At 65.4% G+C, this 14,989-nt stretch carries 12 protein-coding genes; 2 read left to right on the top strand and 10 right to left on the bottom strand.

Annotated features, from left to right (window positions below; genetic code table 11):
- Nucleotides 1-191: 191 nt before the first annotated feature.
- From BM374_RS23665 to BM374_RS23625, 9 genes are all read right to left on the bottom strand, one after another.
- A complete protein-coding gene (locus BM374_RS23665) occupies nt 192-932 on the bottom strand; it encodes an ABC transporter ATP-binding protein (RefSeq protein ID WP_092297390.1) in 741 nt (246 codons plus the stop codon).
- Complete coding sequence (locus tag BM374_RS23660) at nt 929-1,777, bottom strand: ABC transporter ATP-binding protein (RefSeq protein ID WP_177248490.1); 849 nt, start codon at nt 1,775-1,777, stop codon at nt 929-931. The genes BM374_RS23665 and BM374_RS23660 overlap by 4 nt, the downstream gene beginning before the upstream one ends.
- The gene (locus BM374_RS23655; RefSeq protein ID WP_092297384.1) at nt 1,777-3,600 is read right to left on the bottom strand and encodes an ABC transporter permease; all 1,824 of its coding nucleotides are present in this window, start codon (nt 3,598-3,600) and stop codon (nt 1,777-1,779) included. The genes BM374_RS23660 and BM374_RS23655 overlap by 1 nt, the downstream gene beginning before the upstream one ends.
- 54 nt (nt 3,601-3,654) lie before the next feature.
- Nucleotides 3,655-4,809: an ABC transporter substrate-binding protein gene (locus BM374_RS23650; protein WP_092297381.1), complete on the bottom strand. Its 1,155-nt coding sequence runs from the start codon at nt 4,807-4,809 to the stop codon at nt 3,655-3,657.
- 33 nt (nt 4,810-4,842) lie between these two features.
- Nucleotides 4,843-5,421, bottom strand: a complete 579-nt coding sequence (locus tag BM374_RS23645; protein ID WP_092297378.1) for an alkylhydroperoxidase domain protein — start codon at nt 5,419-5,421, stop codon at nt 4,843-4,845.
- Nucleotides 5,422-5,435: 14 nt separating this feature from the next.
- The gene (locus tag BM374_RS23640) at nt 5,436-6,038 is read right to left on the bottom strand and encodes a CMD domain protein (RefSeq protein ID WP_092297375.1); all 603 of its coding nucleotides are present in this window, start codon (nt 6,036-6,038) and stop codon (nt 5,436-5,438) included.
- 35 nt (nt 6,039-6,073) lie between these two features.
- On the bottom strand, nt 6,074-7,108 hold the full coding sequence (locus tag BM374_RS23635) for a putative FMN-dependent luciferase-like monooxygenase (RefSeq protein WP_092297372.1): 1,035 nt from the start codon (nt 7,106-7,108) through the stop codon (nt 6,074-6,076).
- Nucleotides 7,109-7,239: 131 nt separating this feature from the next.
- Nucleotides 7,240-8,022, bottom strand: a complete 783-nt coding sequence (locus BM374_RS23630) for a MetQ/NlpA family ABC transporter substrate-binding protein (protein ID WP_092297369.1) — start codon at nt 8,020-8,022, stop codon at nt 7,240-7,242.
- Nucleotides 8,023-8,198: 176 nt separating this feature from the next.
- Nucleotides 8,199-9,641: an MATE family efflux transporter gene (locus BM374_RS23625; protein WP_092297366.1), complete on the bottom strand. Its 1,443-nt coding sequence runs from the start codon at nt 9,639-9,641 to the stop codon at nt 8,199-8,201.
- A 141-nt stretch (nt 9,642-9,782) separates the two neighbouring features.
- Here BM374_RS23625 and BM374_RS23620 point away from each other — a divergent pair, with 141 nt between their 5' ends.
- Nucleotides 9,783-10,358 carry a TetR/AcrR family transcriptional regulator gene (locus tag BM374_RS23620; RefSeq protein WP_092298021.1) on the top strand — a complete coding sequence of 192 codons (576 nt, stop codon included), beginning with the start codon at nt 9,783-9,785 and terminating at the stop codon, nt 10,356-10,358.
- A gap of 24 nt (nt 10,359-10,382) precedes the next feature.
- Here BM374_RS23620 and BM374_RS23615 read toward each other — a convergent pair whose 3' ends face one another.
- The gene (locus BM374_RS23615) at nt 10,383-12,704 is read right to left on the bottom strand and encodes a molybdopterin guanine dinucleotide-containing S/N-oxide reductase (RefSeq protein WP_092298019.1); all 2,322 of its coding nucleotides are present in this window, start codon (nt 12,702-12,704) and stop codon (nt 10,383-10,385) included.
- A gap of 441 nt (nt 12,705-13,145) precedes the next feature.
- Here BM374_RS23615 and BM374_RS23610 point away from each other — a divergent pair, with 441 nt between their 5' ends.
- Nucleotides 13,146-14,933, top strand: coding sequence for a peptide ABC transporter substrate-binding protein (locus BM374_RS23610; RefSeq protein WP_177248489.1), 1,788 nt, complete (start codon nt 13,146-13,148; stop codon nt 14,931-14,933).
- Nucleotides 14,934-14,989: the final 56 nt, after the last annotated feature.

Raw genomic sequence — 14,989 nt, 5'->3', positions numbered from 1 at the left:
CAACAGTATGATCTTTTCGTGGGATGATCATACTGACCAGTGCCATAGCCGGATAGATGGCCGCATATGCGAATCTGCGAGGTCGTCATGCCCCGGCTTGCCCCGGGCATCCACGTTCTCGGCGCGAGCAAAGAAAGAGGTGGATGGCCGGGTCAAGCCCGGGCCGTGACGGTGCGGAGGCAACTAGCCTGCTACGCCGCCTCCGGACCGCCGAGATAGGCATCGCGCACGCGGGGATCATCCTTCAACATCCGCGCCGGACCCGAGAGCACGATCCTGCCGGTCTGAAGCACATAGGCTTCGTGCGCGATCTCGAGCGCGAGGCTGGCGTTCTGCTCGACCATGAACACCGAGACGCCTTCCTGGTTGATGGTGCGGATCAGCTCCAGCACGCGATCGACGTAGAGCGGCGACAGCCCCATGGTCGGCTCGTCCATCACGATCAAGCGCGGCCGGCTCATCAGCGCGCGCGCCATTGCGACCATCTGCTGCTCGCCGCCGGACAGGGAGCCGGCGCGCTGCGACAGTCGCTGGCCGAGCTTCGGGAACAGCGTCAGCATCTTGTCGAGATCCTGCGTCACGGCGCTGCGGTCGTTGCGCACGAATGCGCCCATCAGGATGTTCTCGCGCACGCTCATATCCGCAAACAGCCGCCGCGCCTCCGGCACCGAGGCGATGCCGCGGCGGACGATCTGTGGCGTCGTGAGCCCGATCAGCGAAGCGCCGTCGAACGTCACCTCGCCCGAGCGCGGCTTCACCAGGCCGAGAATGATCTTCATCGTCGTCGACTTGCCGCTGGCGTTGCCGCCGAGCAGGCACACGATGTGGCCGCGGCCAACCGTAATGGACAGATCAAAATGCACCTGGGCCTGGCCGTAGAAGGTGTTGACGTTGGTCAGCTCCAGCAGCGGTTCGGCTGCGCTCGTGCTCATGCCGCACTCTCCTGCTCTGCCCCGCCCGACAGGCCGTGACCGAGATAGGCCTCGATCACCTTGGGATCGCCACGCACCTCCTCGCCCGGTCCTTCCGCGATCTTCTTGCCCTCGTCCATGACGATGACGCGGTCCGAAAGGCGCATCACCATCTCCAGCTTGTGCTCGATGAGGAGGATGGTCAGGCCCTCCGCCTTCAGCTCGGCGACCAGCGCCTGCATCTCCGCGGTCTCGCTCGGGTTCATGCCGGCCGTGGGCTCGTCGAGCAGCAGCAGGCGCGGCTTCAACGCCAGCGCGCGCGCAATCTCGACCCGGCGGCGATTGGCGTAAGAGAGGCTATAGGCCGGCTGGTCGATCCGCGGCAAGAGCCGTTCGCCGAAACGGCCGAGGATGGCCTTGACCTCTTCGCGCAGCCGTTCTTCCTCGTCCCTGACGCTTGCAGGACGCAGCAGCGCGAGGCCCAGCTCCAGCAACGGACCGATCACGGGCACCGCCGGCTTCACCGCGCGCAGGCGTGTGTGAGCGCCGATCAGGACGTTGTCCATCACGCTGAGATTGCCGAAGACGCGGCCGAGCTGGAAGGTGCGCGCGATGCCGCGGCCGGCGAGCCGTTCCGGCGAGAGACCGGTGATGTCCTCTCCCTCGAAACGGACCTCGCCTGCATCCGGCCGGTCGAGCCCGGTGACGAGATTAAACAGCGTGGTCTTGCCGGCGCCGTTCGGGCCGATGATGCTGACGAGCCCGCCCTTGGCGAGATCGAGATCGATGCCATCGACAGCCGTGAGGCCGCCGAAGCGGCGCGTCAGCCCGCGCAGGGACAATAACGGTGCGTGCGGCTGCCCCATCAGATCGTCCCCAACAGGCCTTGCGGCCTGAACCGCACGAGCAGCAGCAGCACGATGCCGTAGATCAGGATGCGATACTCGGCCGCGATCCGGAACACTTCCGGCAGGCCGACCAGCGCGACCGCGCCCACGATGGCGCCGACGACATTGCCGAGACCGCCGAGGATCACGACGGTCAGCGCCAGGATGGATTGCTGCGTGTTGAAGGTCTCGTGGTTGATGTAGGAATAGAGATGCGCGGCGATACCACCGCTGACGCCGGCCGCGAAGCCGCCGAAGATGAAGGCGAGCGATTTGTAGCGGTTCAGGCCGAGTCCATAGGCGCGCGCGGCGATATCGTCGTCTCGAATGGCGCGAAAGCTGCGGCCGAGATGCGAGCCGAGAAGGCGCGCCTGCAGCAGCGCCAGCACGACCATCACCGCAAAGGCGAACCAGTACACCGAGGCGGGGCTGATCAGATCGTAGCCGAACAGCGACAATGGCGGGATGCCGGAGATGCCAATGGGTCCGCGCGTCACGCCCTCCCAGTTCAGGATCACCAGCGAGACGATCTCGCCGATGGCGAGCGTCGCGATCGAGACGTAGTGGCCGCGCAGGCGGAATGACGGCGAGATCAGGATCGTACCAAGCGCGGCGCTCATCAGCCCGCCGGAGATGATGGCGAGACCGACCGGGACGTTCAACGTCAGTGACAGCAGCGCGGAGGTATAGGCGCCGATCGCCAGCAGCGCGGCGTGGCCGAGCGAGACCTGCCCGATGGTGCCGGCCACCAGCGTCAGGCTGAGCGCGAGCATGCCCAGCAGCCAGGCGTTGATCAGGGTCTGGAGCATGTAGAACGACACTGGCAGCAGAGGCAGGACCGCAAATGCGGCGGTCACGACAGCCAGGGCCCAGCGCGGAATGCGGACCGGCCGGCTCGGCGCGATGAAGGTGCCGGTGAGCGGCTCCGGCGGCGCCTGCCGCGCGCTGGCGAACAGGCCGTTCGGCCGCAGCACCAGCACGACCACCAGCAGCAGGAAGGCGAACAGATTACGATAGCTGGTGCCGAACACGGCGACACCGTAGCTCTCGACGAGGCCAAGCAGCAGGCTGCCGACGACAGCTCCAGGCACGTTGCCGGCGCCGCCGACGACTTCGGCGACGACGCCCTTGAGCGTCGCCTGCAGGCTCATCGCGGTGTCGATCTGGTTGTAGTACATACCGACCAGAAGGCCGGAGACGCCGCCGAGCGCCGCGGCAATGCCGAACACCGTCTGATTGACCCTGTTGACGTCGACGCCCATCTGCATGGCCGCGTCGCGGTCCTGCGAGGCGGCGCGCACCGCCCAGCCGAGCCTCGTGTAGCGCAGGAACACGAACAGCAGCAGCGCACTCGTGATGCCTACGCCGGCGATGAGCAGATCGAGTGGCCCGATCGTGCCGCCGCCGACCTGGAAACGGACATCGGGCAACTGGCTCGGCAGCGCCCGCGGATTGGGCGAGAAGGTCAGCATGACGAGCTGATCCAGCACGAAGCTGATGCCGATCGTCGCCAGCAGCGGGGCAATGCGCACCGAATTCTGCAGCGGCCGCAGCCCGAACCGCTCGATGATCAGTCCGACCAGTGCCGCCAACACCGCCACGAAGATGATGGTGAGCGGCAGCGGCGTGTGCAGCTGCACCACTGCGACCCAGCCGATATAGGCGCCGACCAGGTAGATCGAGCCCTGTGCGAAATTGATCAGCCGGCTGACGCCGAAGATCAGCGCGAGCCCGACTGCAACGAGGGCGTAAACGTTACCGACGATCAGCCCGTTGATGGTGTAGTCGAGCCAGGAGGACACGCAGGGTTCCTAATGAAGGGAGAAAGGCCGGAGCGAAGGGCTCCGGCCGGGAGATCAGGTGGGCTTGCCGTCCCAAAGCGTGAACTGGCCCTTGCGCACGACGAGCTCGGCATTCATCGCGCCGTTGATGCGACGGGTCGCGACGTTGAACGTCGCGCGGCCGAAGATCACGCTCGGGACGTCCTTGACCTTGGCGAAGGCATCGCGGATCGCCTTGCGATCGGTACCGCCGATCCTGATCACGGCCGCAGCCATGTTCATGGCGTCATAGGCGTAGGCGTTGAAGGCGTCGGGCTCCTGCCCATTGTACTTCTTCTTGAAACCGGCGATGAAGTTCTGCACCTCGGGCCGCGGGTCCTCCGGGAAGTAGCGCGTGCCGACATGGACGTCCTCGACGGCATCGCCGCCGAGCTCGAGAAATTTCGGCGAATAGACCGAGCTCGCGGCGCAGATCACCTGCTTCAGCCCGACCTGCCGCGCCTGGCGCGCGATCAGCGCGCCGTCGGAATAATAGGAGATCAGCACCAGCCCGTCAGGATTGGCGTCGCGCACGCGCACCAGCGTGGAGCGGAAGTCGCGCTCCTCGGCGATATAGCCTTCGGTGACGACGATCTCCGCACCATACTCCTTGGCCGCGTTGTTGAAGTAGTCGCGGCTGGTGCGGCCCCAATCGGTGTTGAGATGCAGTACCGCAAGCCTCTTCAGACCAAGGCGCTTCACCGCATATCGCGCCAGCAGCGGCTGCTCGTCGGCCTGGCTGACCGAGGTGCTCCACATGTAGTCGCCGCCCTTGGTGAAATCGGGGTGCGAATTGGTGAAGCCGAACTGCACGAGCCCGCCGCGCTGGTAGATCGGCGAAGCCGCCATCGAGGCGGGGCTGGAGAAATCGCCGAGCTCCAGCACGATGCGCGGATCGGATACGAACTTCTGCGCGATCGCCACCGACTGGCGCGGGTCGCTCTGGCTGTCCTCAAAAGTATAGGCGAGCTTGCGGCCGTTGATGCCGCCGGCGGCCATGATCTCATCGAGCGCGAGATCGAAACCCTGCTTCCATTGCGTGCCATATTGCGCGTTCGGTCCCGTCAGCGGACCGCTGACGCCGAGCAGGATCGGATCGGCGTCGGCGAAGGCGGCGCGCGAAAGTGACGTTCCCGCAATTGCAGCGGCGATTGAGCTCTTGATCAGGACTCGGCGATTGATGTTGCTCATGTGAGGCTCCATCCACTCAGGTGTTGAAACGGATTACTTCGAGGGCTCACCAAGCGACAGCATCAGCCGGTTGGCCCAGTTGAAGAACGAGGCGCCGTTGATGACGTCGACGATCTCGGCATCGTCGAGGCCCGCCCGGCGCAGCTCCTTGATGTTGTCAGGGCCGAACGCGATCGGCGTCGAAGCCAGCGCCACCGAGGCTTTGACCACCGCGTTCCAGCGTTCACCGAGGTCGGCGTTGACGCCCTCGTCGAGCAGCTTCTGCACGTCGTCGCGGCGCTTGGAATAGGTGCTGGCGAAGCGCGCATGCACCGAGGCGCAATAGATGCAGCCGTTGTAGCGCGACGTCGCAGCCGCCGCCAGCTCGCGCTCGGCGCGCGGCAGGCCGTCGGCGACGTTGTAGAAGATGTCCTTGTCGGTCTTGGTGCGGGCTTCCAGCACCTCGGGATCGCGCACCAGCAGGCGGAAATATTCCGACTTGGCGCGGGCACGATCGACCAGGCCCGCGAAATGCCTCTCGGTGAGCTCGGCTTCGGACAGCGGCTCGATCCAGGAGACCCAGCCGAGCTCGTCCTGGGTGAAAACGACGGGCGGATTGACGGTGGCGCTCATGTGGCAGCCTCCTCTTATGCGTTCGCGGCGGCGAGCGTGCGCAGGCCGCTGACGACGCGCACCTGGAACGACAGGAATGCGACGAGCTGTGAGAACGTGACGATGCCGGTGGTCGACCAACCGGCGGCAAGCAGCGCCTTCATATCGCTGGATGCCGCATCGCGCGGCCGGAACACCAGGAGGTGCGCATGCTCGAGCGCCGCGACGAGCCTGACGCCGAGCACGGACTTGCTTGCCACGCTCACGCGGTAGATCAGGCCTGCCGTATTCTCGATCGACAGCGGCCCCGCCGGAAACGAGCCATACGGACCGGAAGTCTTGCCACGCGCGATCTCGGCATCGATGGCTTCAAGCAGAGTCGCGCCGCCTGCGGTCGCCGCGAGCTTGTCGCGATAGAACGTCGCAACGGGGGACTCGCCATGCAGTCCGGTCACGAACGCCGCGACCGCCGCACGTTCGAGCAGCGAGAATTCGCCGGCCTCGATCGGCTCGAACAAGGACAGATAGCTCTTCTGCGCATTCTCGCGCGCCTGCAGGCGCTTGGCGCGAATGGCGTCCAGCGCCGATCCCGGTTCGATTCCGGCGAGCGTGTCGATGATATCAGTCGGTGCCATCATTCAGCCTCGCGCAACGTCAGTCATATTCATGTCGACTAGCCTGCCAACGCCACATCGGGCGCCGTCCGGATCCAGCCCAGCGCCGGCGCAACCTTGTCAGCCACCAGCTCGATCGAGCGCAGGACGTAGGGGTGCGGCGCATCGACCGAATGGACCTGGAAGACGAGATCAGTCACCCGCTCCAGCGTCTTATCCGTGCGCAGCGAGGCGATCACCTCGTCAGCGCCGCCGACATGGGTGTCGAATGCCGTGATCATCTCCTGCAGCGTTTCGCCGGGGGGAAGATGACCACCCTTCATGAACTGTGGCAGCGCGCGACGCAGGCCGATATCGGCCAACCGCAGCGCCTCACGATGATCATCGGCGACGAATACGCTGCGCGATGCCATGATCCGTGGTTCAGCGCCTGATGGCAGCGCTGCGAGATAGGCATCGATGATCGGGTTCTGGATCTCGGCGAGCGTGGCGCTTGGCGCCTCCTTGGCCCGCGGCTGGGTGCGCGAGAGCAAGAGGCCATCGCCGGCCTTGCCGGCGCGGGCGCCGCCCGCCACCGAGAACGTCGCCTGCCAGATGCGCTTGTCGAGCTGCGGCCGCTGCGGATAGAGCGTGTCGCCACCCTCGAGCGGCTTGCCTGTCAGCGCCTTGCGCACCACGTCGAGATTGCGGGCAAATATCTCGTTACGTTGGGCACCATCGAGGCCGAAGGCGGCAAAGGCGGACGGATTGCCGCCGGTGCCGACGCCGAGCTCGAACCGGCCGCCACAGAGCAGGTCGAGTACCGCGGCGTCCTCCGCCACCCGCACCGCGCTCTCCAGCGGCAGGGTGACGATCCCGGTGCCCAGGCGAATCCGAGAGGTCTGAGCGGCGACGTAGCCGAGGAAGGTGAAGGGCGACGGCAAGCCGCCCTCGCGCTCGTGAAAATGGTGCTGCGCGATCCACGCGGAATCGAGCCCCGCCTTCTCGGCGCATACGATCTGCTCGGCCGCAAAGCGATAGCGCTCTGCCGGCGGCGCCTCGTCCAGCAGACGTGTGAAGAATCCCAGTCGTTTCAGATTGGCAAAGCGTTTCATACGACCCCTGTGGAGCGAGGATGGCCACGAGCCCAATGATGTCGGCAGACGAGGCCCGAGACAAGCGGGCAATGCGCAAGGCTGCCCGCCGGGATCGCGCCCCCGCGCTGAGCTTCGGCTAGGCAGGCTGCCTACCAGCTCGGCAACACCGCGCCCTTGAACTTGGTGAGGATGAACTCCTTCACCTCGGGCGTGTGATAGCTATCGACCAGGATCTTGACCCAGGGCTTGTCCTTATCGGCGCTGCGCACCGCGATCAGGTTGACATACGGACCCTTGGGGTCCTCGCGCAGGATCGGATCCTTGACCGGATCGAGTCCCGCCTGGGTTGCATAATTGGTGTTGATCGCGGCGGCGTCGACGTCATCGAGCGCGCGCGGCGCCTGCGCCGCATCGACCTCGACGAATTTCAGCTTCTTGGGGTTCTCTGTGACATCGAGCACGGTCGGCTTGAAGCCGACCCCGTCCTTCAGCTTGATCACGCCCTTGTCGCGCAAGAGCAGCAGCACGCGACCGCCATTGGTGGGATCGTTGGGGATAGAGACCTTGCCGCCGTCGGGAATGTCGGCCCAGCTCTTGTGCTTCTTCGAATAGACGCCGATCGGGAAGTTCACGGTAAGGCCGACCGACTCGATCTTGTAGCCGCGGTCAGCCTTCTGGTTGTCGAGGTAAGGCTGGTTCTGGAACGAATTGGCCTGGATATCGCCGGCGTCGAGCGCAGCGTTCGGCACCACATAATCGGAGAACTCGATGAGCTGGATGTCGAGGCCCTGCTTGGCCGCGACCGGCTTCACCGCCTCGAAGATCTGGGCGTGCGGGCCTGGCGTCACGCCGATCTTGATGGTCTCGGCGGAGCTTGCTGCCGACCATGCGGCGAGCACGGTTGCGAGGATCAAGGCGGGACGAAACGACATCGATGGTCTCCATAACACGGCAATAGCAACACGAACCGTATTCGCTTCTCCGCCGGGCGAAATCAATGAAATGAAAATCCATATTGACCGCCTGCTGCGGGCAACGCTTCTCCATTCGCCATCAAACGGGAAACGAATGCAGATTGGCGCCGAGGCCAGCCGCGCGCAAGCCCTACCTAGGCCCGCGGCTCGGCGCGCCAGGTCGACGGGGACAGCATGATCAGCACGCAGATCACGGCATAGGCGGCAATCGCCGCGGTGACCATGGCGGCAAGCCCGGCCATGCCCGCACCGAAATACGTCACCGCAATCCAGCCACCGCCGGCGGCGATCAGGATGCGTGCGACCGCGGACATCAGCGGGCCCATCGCCCGGCCCGTGCCCTGCGCTGCGAACGAGGTGACGAAACCAAAACCCAGCGCCGCATAGGCCGGCGCGACGATGCGCAAGTAGGTCATGCCCTCGCTCACGACATCAGCGTCGTGGCTGAATAGATGAAGCCAGGCTGTCGGAAAGATCGCGACCAGCAGACCGATGGAGCCGGTCATGATCAGGCCGGCAGCGCCGCTGACCCAGCCGATCCTTTGCGCCCGCGCAGTCTGGCCGGCGCCCATGTTGACGCCGACCATGGTCAGAGTCGCCGTGCTGATACCGAACAGCAGCGGGATCATGATGTAGTCGAGCCGCGAGGCGATACCGTAGCCGGCGAGCGCCGAGGTGCCGAACAGGCCGACCGCGCCGGTGACGAGGATGACGGTGAGGTTGGTCAACACGGCGTTGAAAGCGGTGGGGATGCCGACCTTCAGCATATCGCCGAAGATCTTTGCACGGAGCGGCACGATGTGCAGCCGCAAGCCCGACGCCCCGGAGGACATGTAGCGCAACAGAAACAGCATCGCCGCGCCGTAATAGAGGCCGAAAGCGAGACCGGCACCGGCGATGCCGAGGCTCGGGATGGGTCCGAAGCCGAAGATCAGCAGCGGCGAGACCGGAATCGTCACGACCGCGCCGACCAGCGTGACCAGCGCCGGGACCTTGACATTGCCGGAGCCGCGCAGCGCGGCCGCCTGGAGATTGACGATCCAGGCCGGAATCGCGCCGGCGAAGAGATTATCGGAATAGGTGATGGCGGCATCGAGCGCACCGTCGCGGCCGCCGAGCATGCGAAACAGTGCCGGGCCGCCGAGCCGGATGCCCAGCGTGAACACCGCACCCGCGATGATCGCAAGCACGATCGCATGGAACAGCGCCGCATCGGCATCGCCCCGGCGGCCAGCGCCGACCGCGCGCGCCACCGACGAGGCGACGCCGGAGCCGAACCCGCCGTTCGACATCATCGTCATCAGCATGAAGATCGGGAACACCAGCGCCGCACCGGCCAGCGCATCGGTGCCGAGGAGGCCGACATAGTAGGCTTCGGCGATATTCACCGCGGTCTGCGCCACCAGGACGGTCACGGTCGGCGCCGCAAGCTTGAACAACGTCGGCAGGATCGGGGCGGTCAGCAACGCAGCGCGGCGCTGGTCGGCGGACGTTGCGACGGGACGGGGCGCGATCGCGCCGGGCGCAGGCGTGTCCATTGTGGAGACGGGCGGGGCGATAGCGTCCTCGACTGACATTCCTGCGGTCCTGTTGTCTTTTCCGGGCTGCAGCCCATTGCATTACGATCATAATGCGCTATTATGACCGTAATGCAATAGCAGATCGCTCACGATCCCGTGGCCGTGCCCCGAGGCCGGCGTCAGGAGCGAGTGAGGACCATGCGCTACGACAAAGGTCACAAGGACGAAACCCGCCGGCACATCCTCGATGTCGCCTCCGCCCAGTTCCGCGAGAGTGGGATCGCCGCAGTCGGCCTCGCCGGCATCATGTCGGAGGCGGGACTCACCAACGGCGCCTTCTACACGCACTTCGCCTCCAAGGAGGACCTGGTGCGAGAAGTGCTGAATGACGCGCTCACAAGGCGCGAGGAGCGGCACAAGGCCAACCTCGAGAACGGCATCGCGCTGGAGACCACGATCCGCGAGTACCTTTCGACGCGGCATCGCGACCATGCCGGCAACGGCTGCCCGACCGCCGCGCTGGTGGCGGAGATCGCGCGACATCCCAAGGCGACGCGCGATGCTTTCACCGGCAAGGTCGCTGACATCATCGGGCTGATGGCCGAGCAGATCGGGCAGGGCTCGGCGAAAGAGCGGCGGCGCAAGGCGATCGCGATCTATTCGACCATGGTCGGTGCGCTGCAATTGGCGCGCGCGGTCAACGACAAGAAATTGTCCGACGAGATCCTGGAGAATGCGGCGGAGGCGGCGGTGACAATCGCGAGCGAGCGCTGACGCGTGGGCCTGCGCGTAAGACCGCTACACCGGATCAAACGCCCGGATCGGCGGCAGATTGCCGGTGAACTTCTCAACCTCCACCGTCGTGAGCTGGCCGGTACAGCCTTGCGCAAAAGACGAGGTGCCGATGTCCCGCGTGAGCACGTTCGGATTGCCGTGGACGCAGAGCGGGGCGTCGTCTTCAGGATCCATCGGATCGTACCAGGCGCCGGTCGGCAGCTGCACGACGCCAGGTGCAATGTCGTCGGTGACGTGAACGGCGGCGAGACAGGCGCCGCGCTCGTTGCACAGGCGGATGATGTCGCCCTCCACGATGCCACGCGCGTTCGCATCGCGCGGATTCATCCGCGCGACCTCGCGGCCGCGGTGCTTGGCGCCAAGCGAATGTCCGCCGAAGTCGAGCTGGCTGTGCAGCCTCGTCACCGGCTGGTTGGCGACGAGGAAGCACGGCGCACCGGGCCTCGGCATATCGCTCTTTTCGAGCCAGACCGGATGGCCCGGACAATCCGCATCGCCATGCCCGGCGATTTTCGCGGAGTAAATCTCGATGCGTCCGCTCGGCGTCGGCAGCGGATGCGCAACCGGATCCTCGCGGAAGCTGCGTAAGCGGCCACCATCATCGGGCTGCTGCGGCACGACCAGGCTGCCGCGCCGCCAGAACTCCTCGAAGCTCGGAGCTTCCAGGCCGCGCTTGGCCAGCGAGGCGCGAGTCGGCTCGTAGAGATGCTCCAGCCATTGCCGCGAGGTGCGCCCGTCGGTGAACGGCTCGCGGGCGCCGAGGCGATCGGCGAGGTCGGCAAAGATCTCGTAATCGTCACGCGCAAGCCCGAACGGCTCGGCGATGCGGTGCATCGCGACCATCAGCGGGTCGTTGCTGGAATAGCCGATATCGTCGCGCTCCAGCGTCATGGTCGAGGGCAGCACGATATCGGCGTGGCGCGCGGTCGCGGTCCAGGCGAGCTCGTGCACCACGAGCGTGTCGACTTGCGAAAACGCCTTGCGCAGGCGGTTGATGTCCTGGTGGTGATGGAAGGGATTGCCGCCGGCCCAGTAGACCAGGCGGATGTCCGGATAGGTACGGGTCTCGCCATTGTAGCGATAGGTGCTGCCGGGATTGAGCAGCATGTCGGCGATGCGCGCGACCGGAATGAAATCCCTGACGCCGTTGCGCCCCTGCCCGAGCGTCGGCCCCGGCGCGTCGTTGACGCGGCGCCCATAATAGCCGATCGCGCCCAGCGAATAGGCGTACCCGCCACCGGGAAGGCCGATCTGGCCGAGCGCCGCCGCGAGCACCATGCCCATCCACACCGGCTGCTCGCCGTGCTCGGCGCGCTGCAGCGAATGCGAGACGGTGATGAGCGCGCGCTTGCCGACAAGCCGCCGCGCCAGGTTGCGGATCGCATTGGCGTCGATACCGCAGATCGCAGCCGCCCACGCGGCATCCTTGGCCTGGCCGTCGCCCTCGCCGGTGAGATAGCGCAAGAACACCGGCCAACCCTCGGTGTAGCGATCGAGGAAGGCCTGGTCGTGCAGGCCTTCGCTGACCAACGTGTGGACCATGCCGAGCATCAGCGCGGTATCGGTGCCGGGGATGCAAGTCATCCATTCCGCGCCGGCTTCGACCGGCAGGTCTTCGCGGAGCGGGCTCATCAGGATGAACTCGCAGCCGCGCCGGCGCGCCGCCGCCATCGCGCCGCGCTCGACATGCTTGCTGATCGAGCCGCCGGCCACCATGGAGTTCTTCAGCGCCATACCGCCGAACGCGAGCACGATCTCGGTCTCAGCAGCGATCTGCTGCCAGGTGACGTTGCGTTTGGTGATGTCCTCATAGCCCGCCATGATCTGCGGCAGCAGCACCGAGGAGGCGCCGGAGGAATAGGAATTCACCGAGCGGACATAGCCGCCCATCGCGATGTTGAGGAAGCGGTGCACCTGGCTCTGCGCGTGATGGAAGCGGCCCGCGCTGGCCCAGCCATAGGAGCCGCCGAACACGGCGCCGGGGCCGCGCGTGTCGCGGATGCGCGCCAGCTCGTCGCCGAGCAGATCGAGCGCCTTCTCCCAGCTGACGGAGACGAATTCGTCGCGGCCGCGCCTGTTATCCGGACCGGGTCCGCGCTCGAGCCAGCCACGGCGGATGGCCGGCTGGGCGACGCGTGCCTGATGGCGCAAGGCGCCCGGGAAATTGTCGATGATGCCGTTCGGATCGGGATCGCCCGCATAGGCCCTCACCTCCAGCCCGGCCGCGCCGTTGCGCGCCGAAAACACGCCCCAATGCGAGGTATGCGGCTTGAATCCATCCGACAAATCGAGGCCGGGGTCGGGGAAGCCAATCGTATCGTCCATCGCGTGGCCCTCACTCGCGGAGCGCCGCGCAGGCAGCTCCGGTTGCAATCGTTGCGCCAATATAATGAGGCCCGTGTGCAGGGCAACGGAATACCGATGCGCGGAACCGCGCGCATGGCGGCATCCACTGATTGCAGGCCTTGGGGCACGCGGTTTCCACCGCGTCATTGCGAGCGCAGCGAATCCAGAGTCGTTCCGCGGAGGAATCCTGGATTGCGTCGCTGCGCTCGCAATGACGGAGCAAGGTGCAACGGCATCGATCTTCTGTCTGCGTTCGAATTTGGAGATGCGCCTTCTCATTCTCTGGGTGGACAGCCCGCGGTCCTTGCTCGCCATTTCGTCGCACCGCTTTCCACCATCGTCGGCATTGCCGCCTCGTGCCCGATGCAACATGATGACCTGCCGGTGACGACTGTTCTTGCGGCAGGTGGAGGTCATCTGATGGACGAAAACGACATCCGCGGATTCATCGCGGAGGTGAAGCAGGGGACGCTGTCGCGGCGCTCGTTCATCCAGTCCATGGCCGCGGTCGGGATCGCTGCGCCGGTCGCCAGCCAGATCCTGCTCTGGAACGACGTGGCGATGGCCGACGCCACGCTCGCCTACAAGCCGACCAAGGCCGGCGGCGGCGGTCCGCTCAAGATGCTGGTCTGGCAGGCCCCCACCCTGCTCAATCCGCATTTCGCGCTCGGCACCAAGGACCAGGTCGCCTCACGCGTCTTCTTCGAGCCGCTCGCCGGCTGGGACAGGGACGGCAACCTCATCCCCTGCCTTGCCGCCGAAGTCCCGACCAAAGCCAGTGGCGGCCTCTCGGCCGACGGCACCAGCGTGATCTGGAAGCTGAAGCAGGGCGTGAAGTGGCATGACGGCAAGCCGTTCACCGCCGACGACGTCGTCTTCACGTGGGCTTACGCCGCCGATCTCGCCACCGCTGCCTACACCACCGGGTCCTATCAGAACATCACGGTCGAGAAGATCGACGATCACACCGTCAAGGTGGTCTTCAAGGCGCCGACCCCGTTCTGGGCCGATCCCTTCGTCGGTGCGATCGGCCAGATCCTGCCGAAACATCATTTCGCCGACTACGTCGGCGCGAAGTCGCGCGATGCGCCGGGCAATCTGAAGCCGGTCGGCACCGGTCCCTACAAATTCGTCGAGTTCAAGCCGGGCGATCTGGTCCGGGCCGAACGCAATCCCGACTATCATGTCAAGAACCAGCCGTATTTCGACACGTTCGAGATCAAGGGCGGCGGCGACGCGGTCTCTGCGGCGCGCGCCGTGCTGCAGACCGGCGAATACGACTATGCCTGGAACCTGCTGGTCGAGGACGAGATCCTCAAGCGCATGGAGGCCGGCGGCAAGGGCAAGGTGGAGTTCACGACGGCCGGCGGTGTCGAGTTCATCATCCTCAACACGACCGATCCATGGACCGAGGTCGATGGTGAGCGCTCCAACGCGAAGACCAAGCATCCGACGCTGTCGGACCCGGCGGTGCGCCGGGCGCTCAACCTGCTGATCGACCGCGACGGAATCCAGAAATTCATATACGGCCGCGCCGCCGTCGCAACCGCGAGCTTCGTCAACCAGCCCACGCAGTTCAAGTCGCCCAAGCTTGCTTACGAGTTCAACATCGACAAGGCGAACAAGATTCTCGACGAGGCCGGCTGGAAGATGGGCGCGGACGGCATCCGAGAGAAGGACGGCAAGAAGCTCAAATATGTCTTCCAGACCTCGACAAACGCCCCCCGGCAGAAGACGCAGGCCATCGTCAAGCAGGCCTGCCAGAAAGCCGGCATCGAGATCGAGCTCAAGTCGGTCACCGCATCAGTGTTCTTCTCGTCTGATGTCGGCAACCCCGACACCTACTCGAAATTCTATTGCGACATGGAGATGTACAACACGACGATGCCGCAGCCCGACCCCGAGCGGTTCCTGAACCAATGCGTCTCCTGGGAAATCGCCAATAAGGACAATAAATGGCTCGGACGCAACGTCTCGCGCTGGTCCGATCCCGGAGCCGACAAGGCCTACAAGGCCGCGCAGCAGGAGCTCGACCCGGTCAAGCGCGCCGCGCTGCTGATCAAGGTCAACGAGATCTTCTGCGAAGCAGACGTATTTCTCCCGCTGCTGTCGCGCTACATCGTCGGCGGCGCTGTCAACAACCTCATGACCGACATCTCGGGCTGGGATGTCACGACTTGGAATCTGGGGAGCTGGTATCGGAGCTGACCAACCGCGCATGAGCACCGCGCGGAACTGGGCTGCGCTGCTGTCTCTTGGATTTG

The sequence above is a fragment of the Bradyrhizobium sp. Ghvi genome (assembly GCF_900115265.1).
In the GTDB taxonomy this organism is placed as follows: Bacteria; Pseudomonadota; Alphaproteobacteria; order Rhizobiales; family Xanthobacteraceae; genus Bradyrhizobium.
This window is presented reverse-complemented; position numbering and strand designations above follow the sequence as displayed.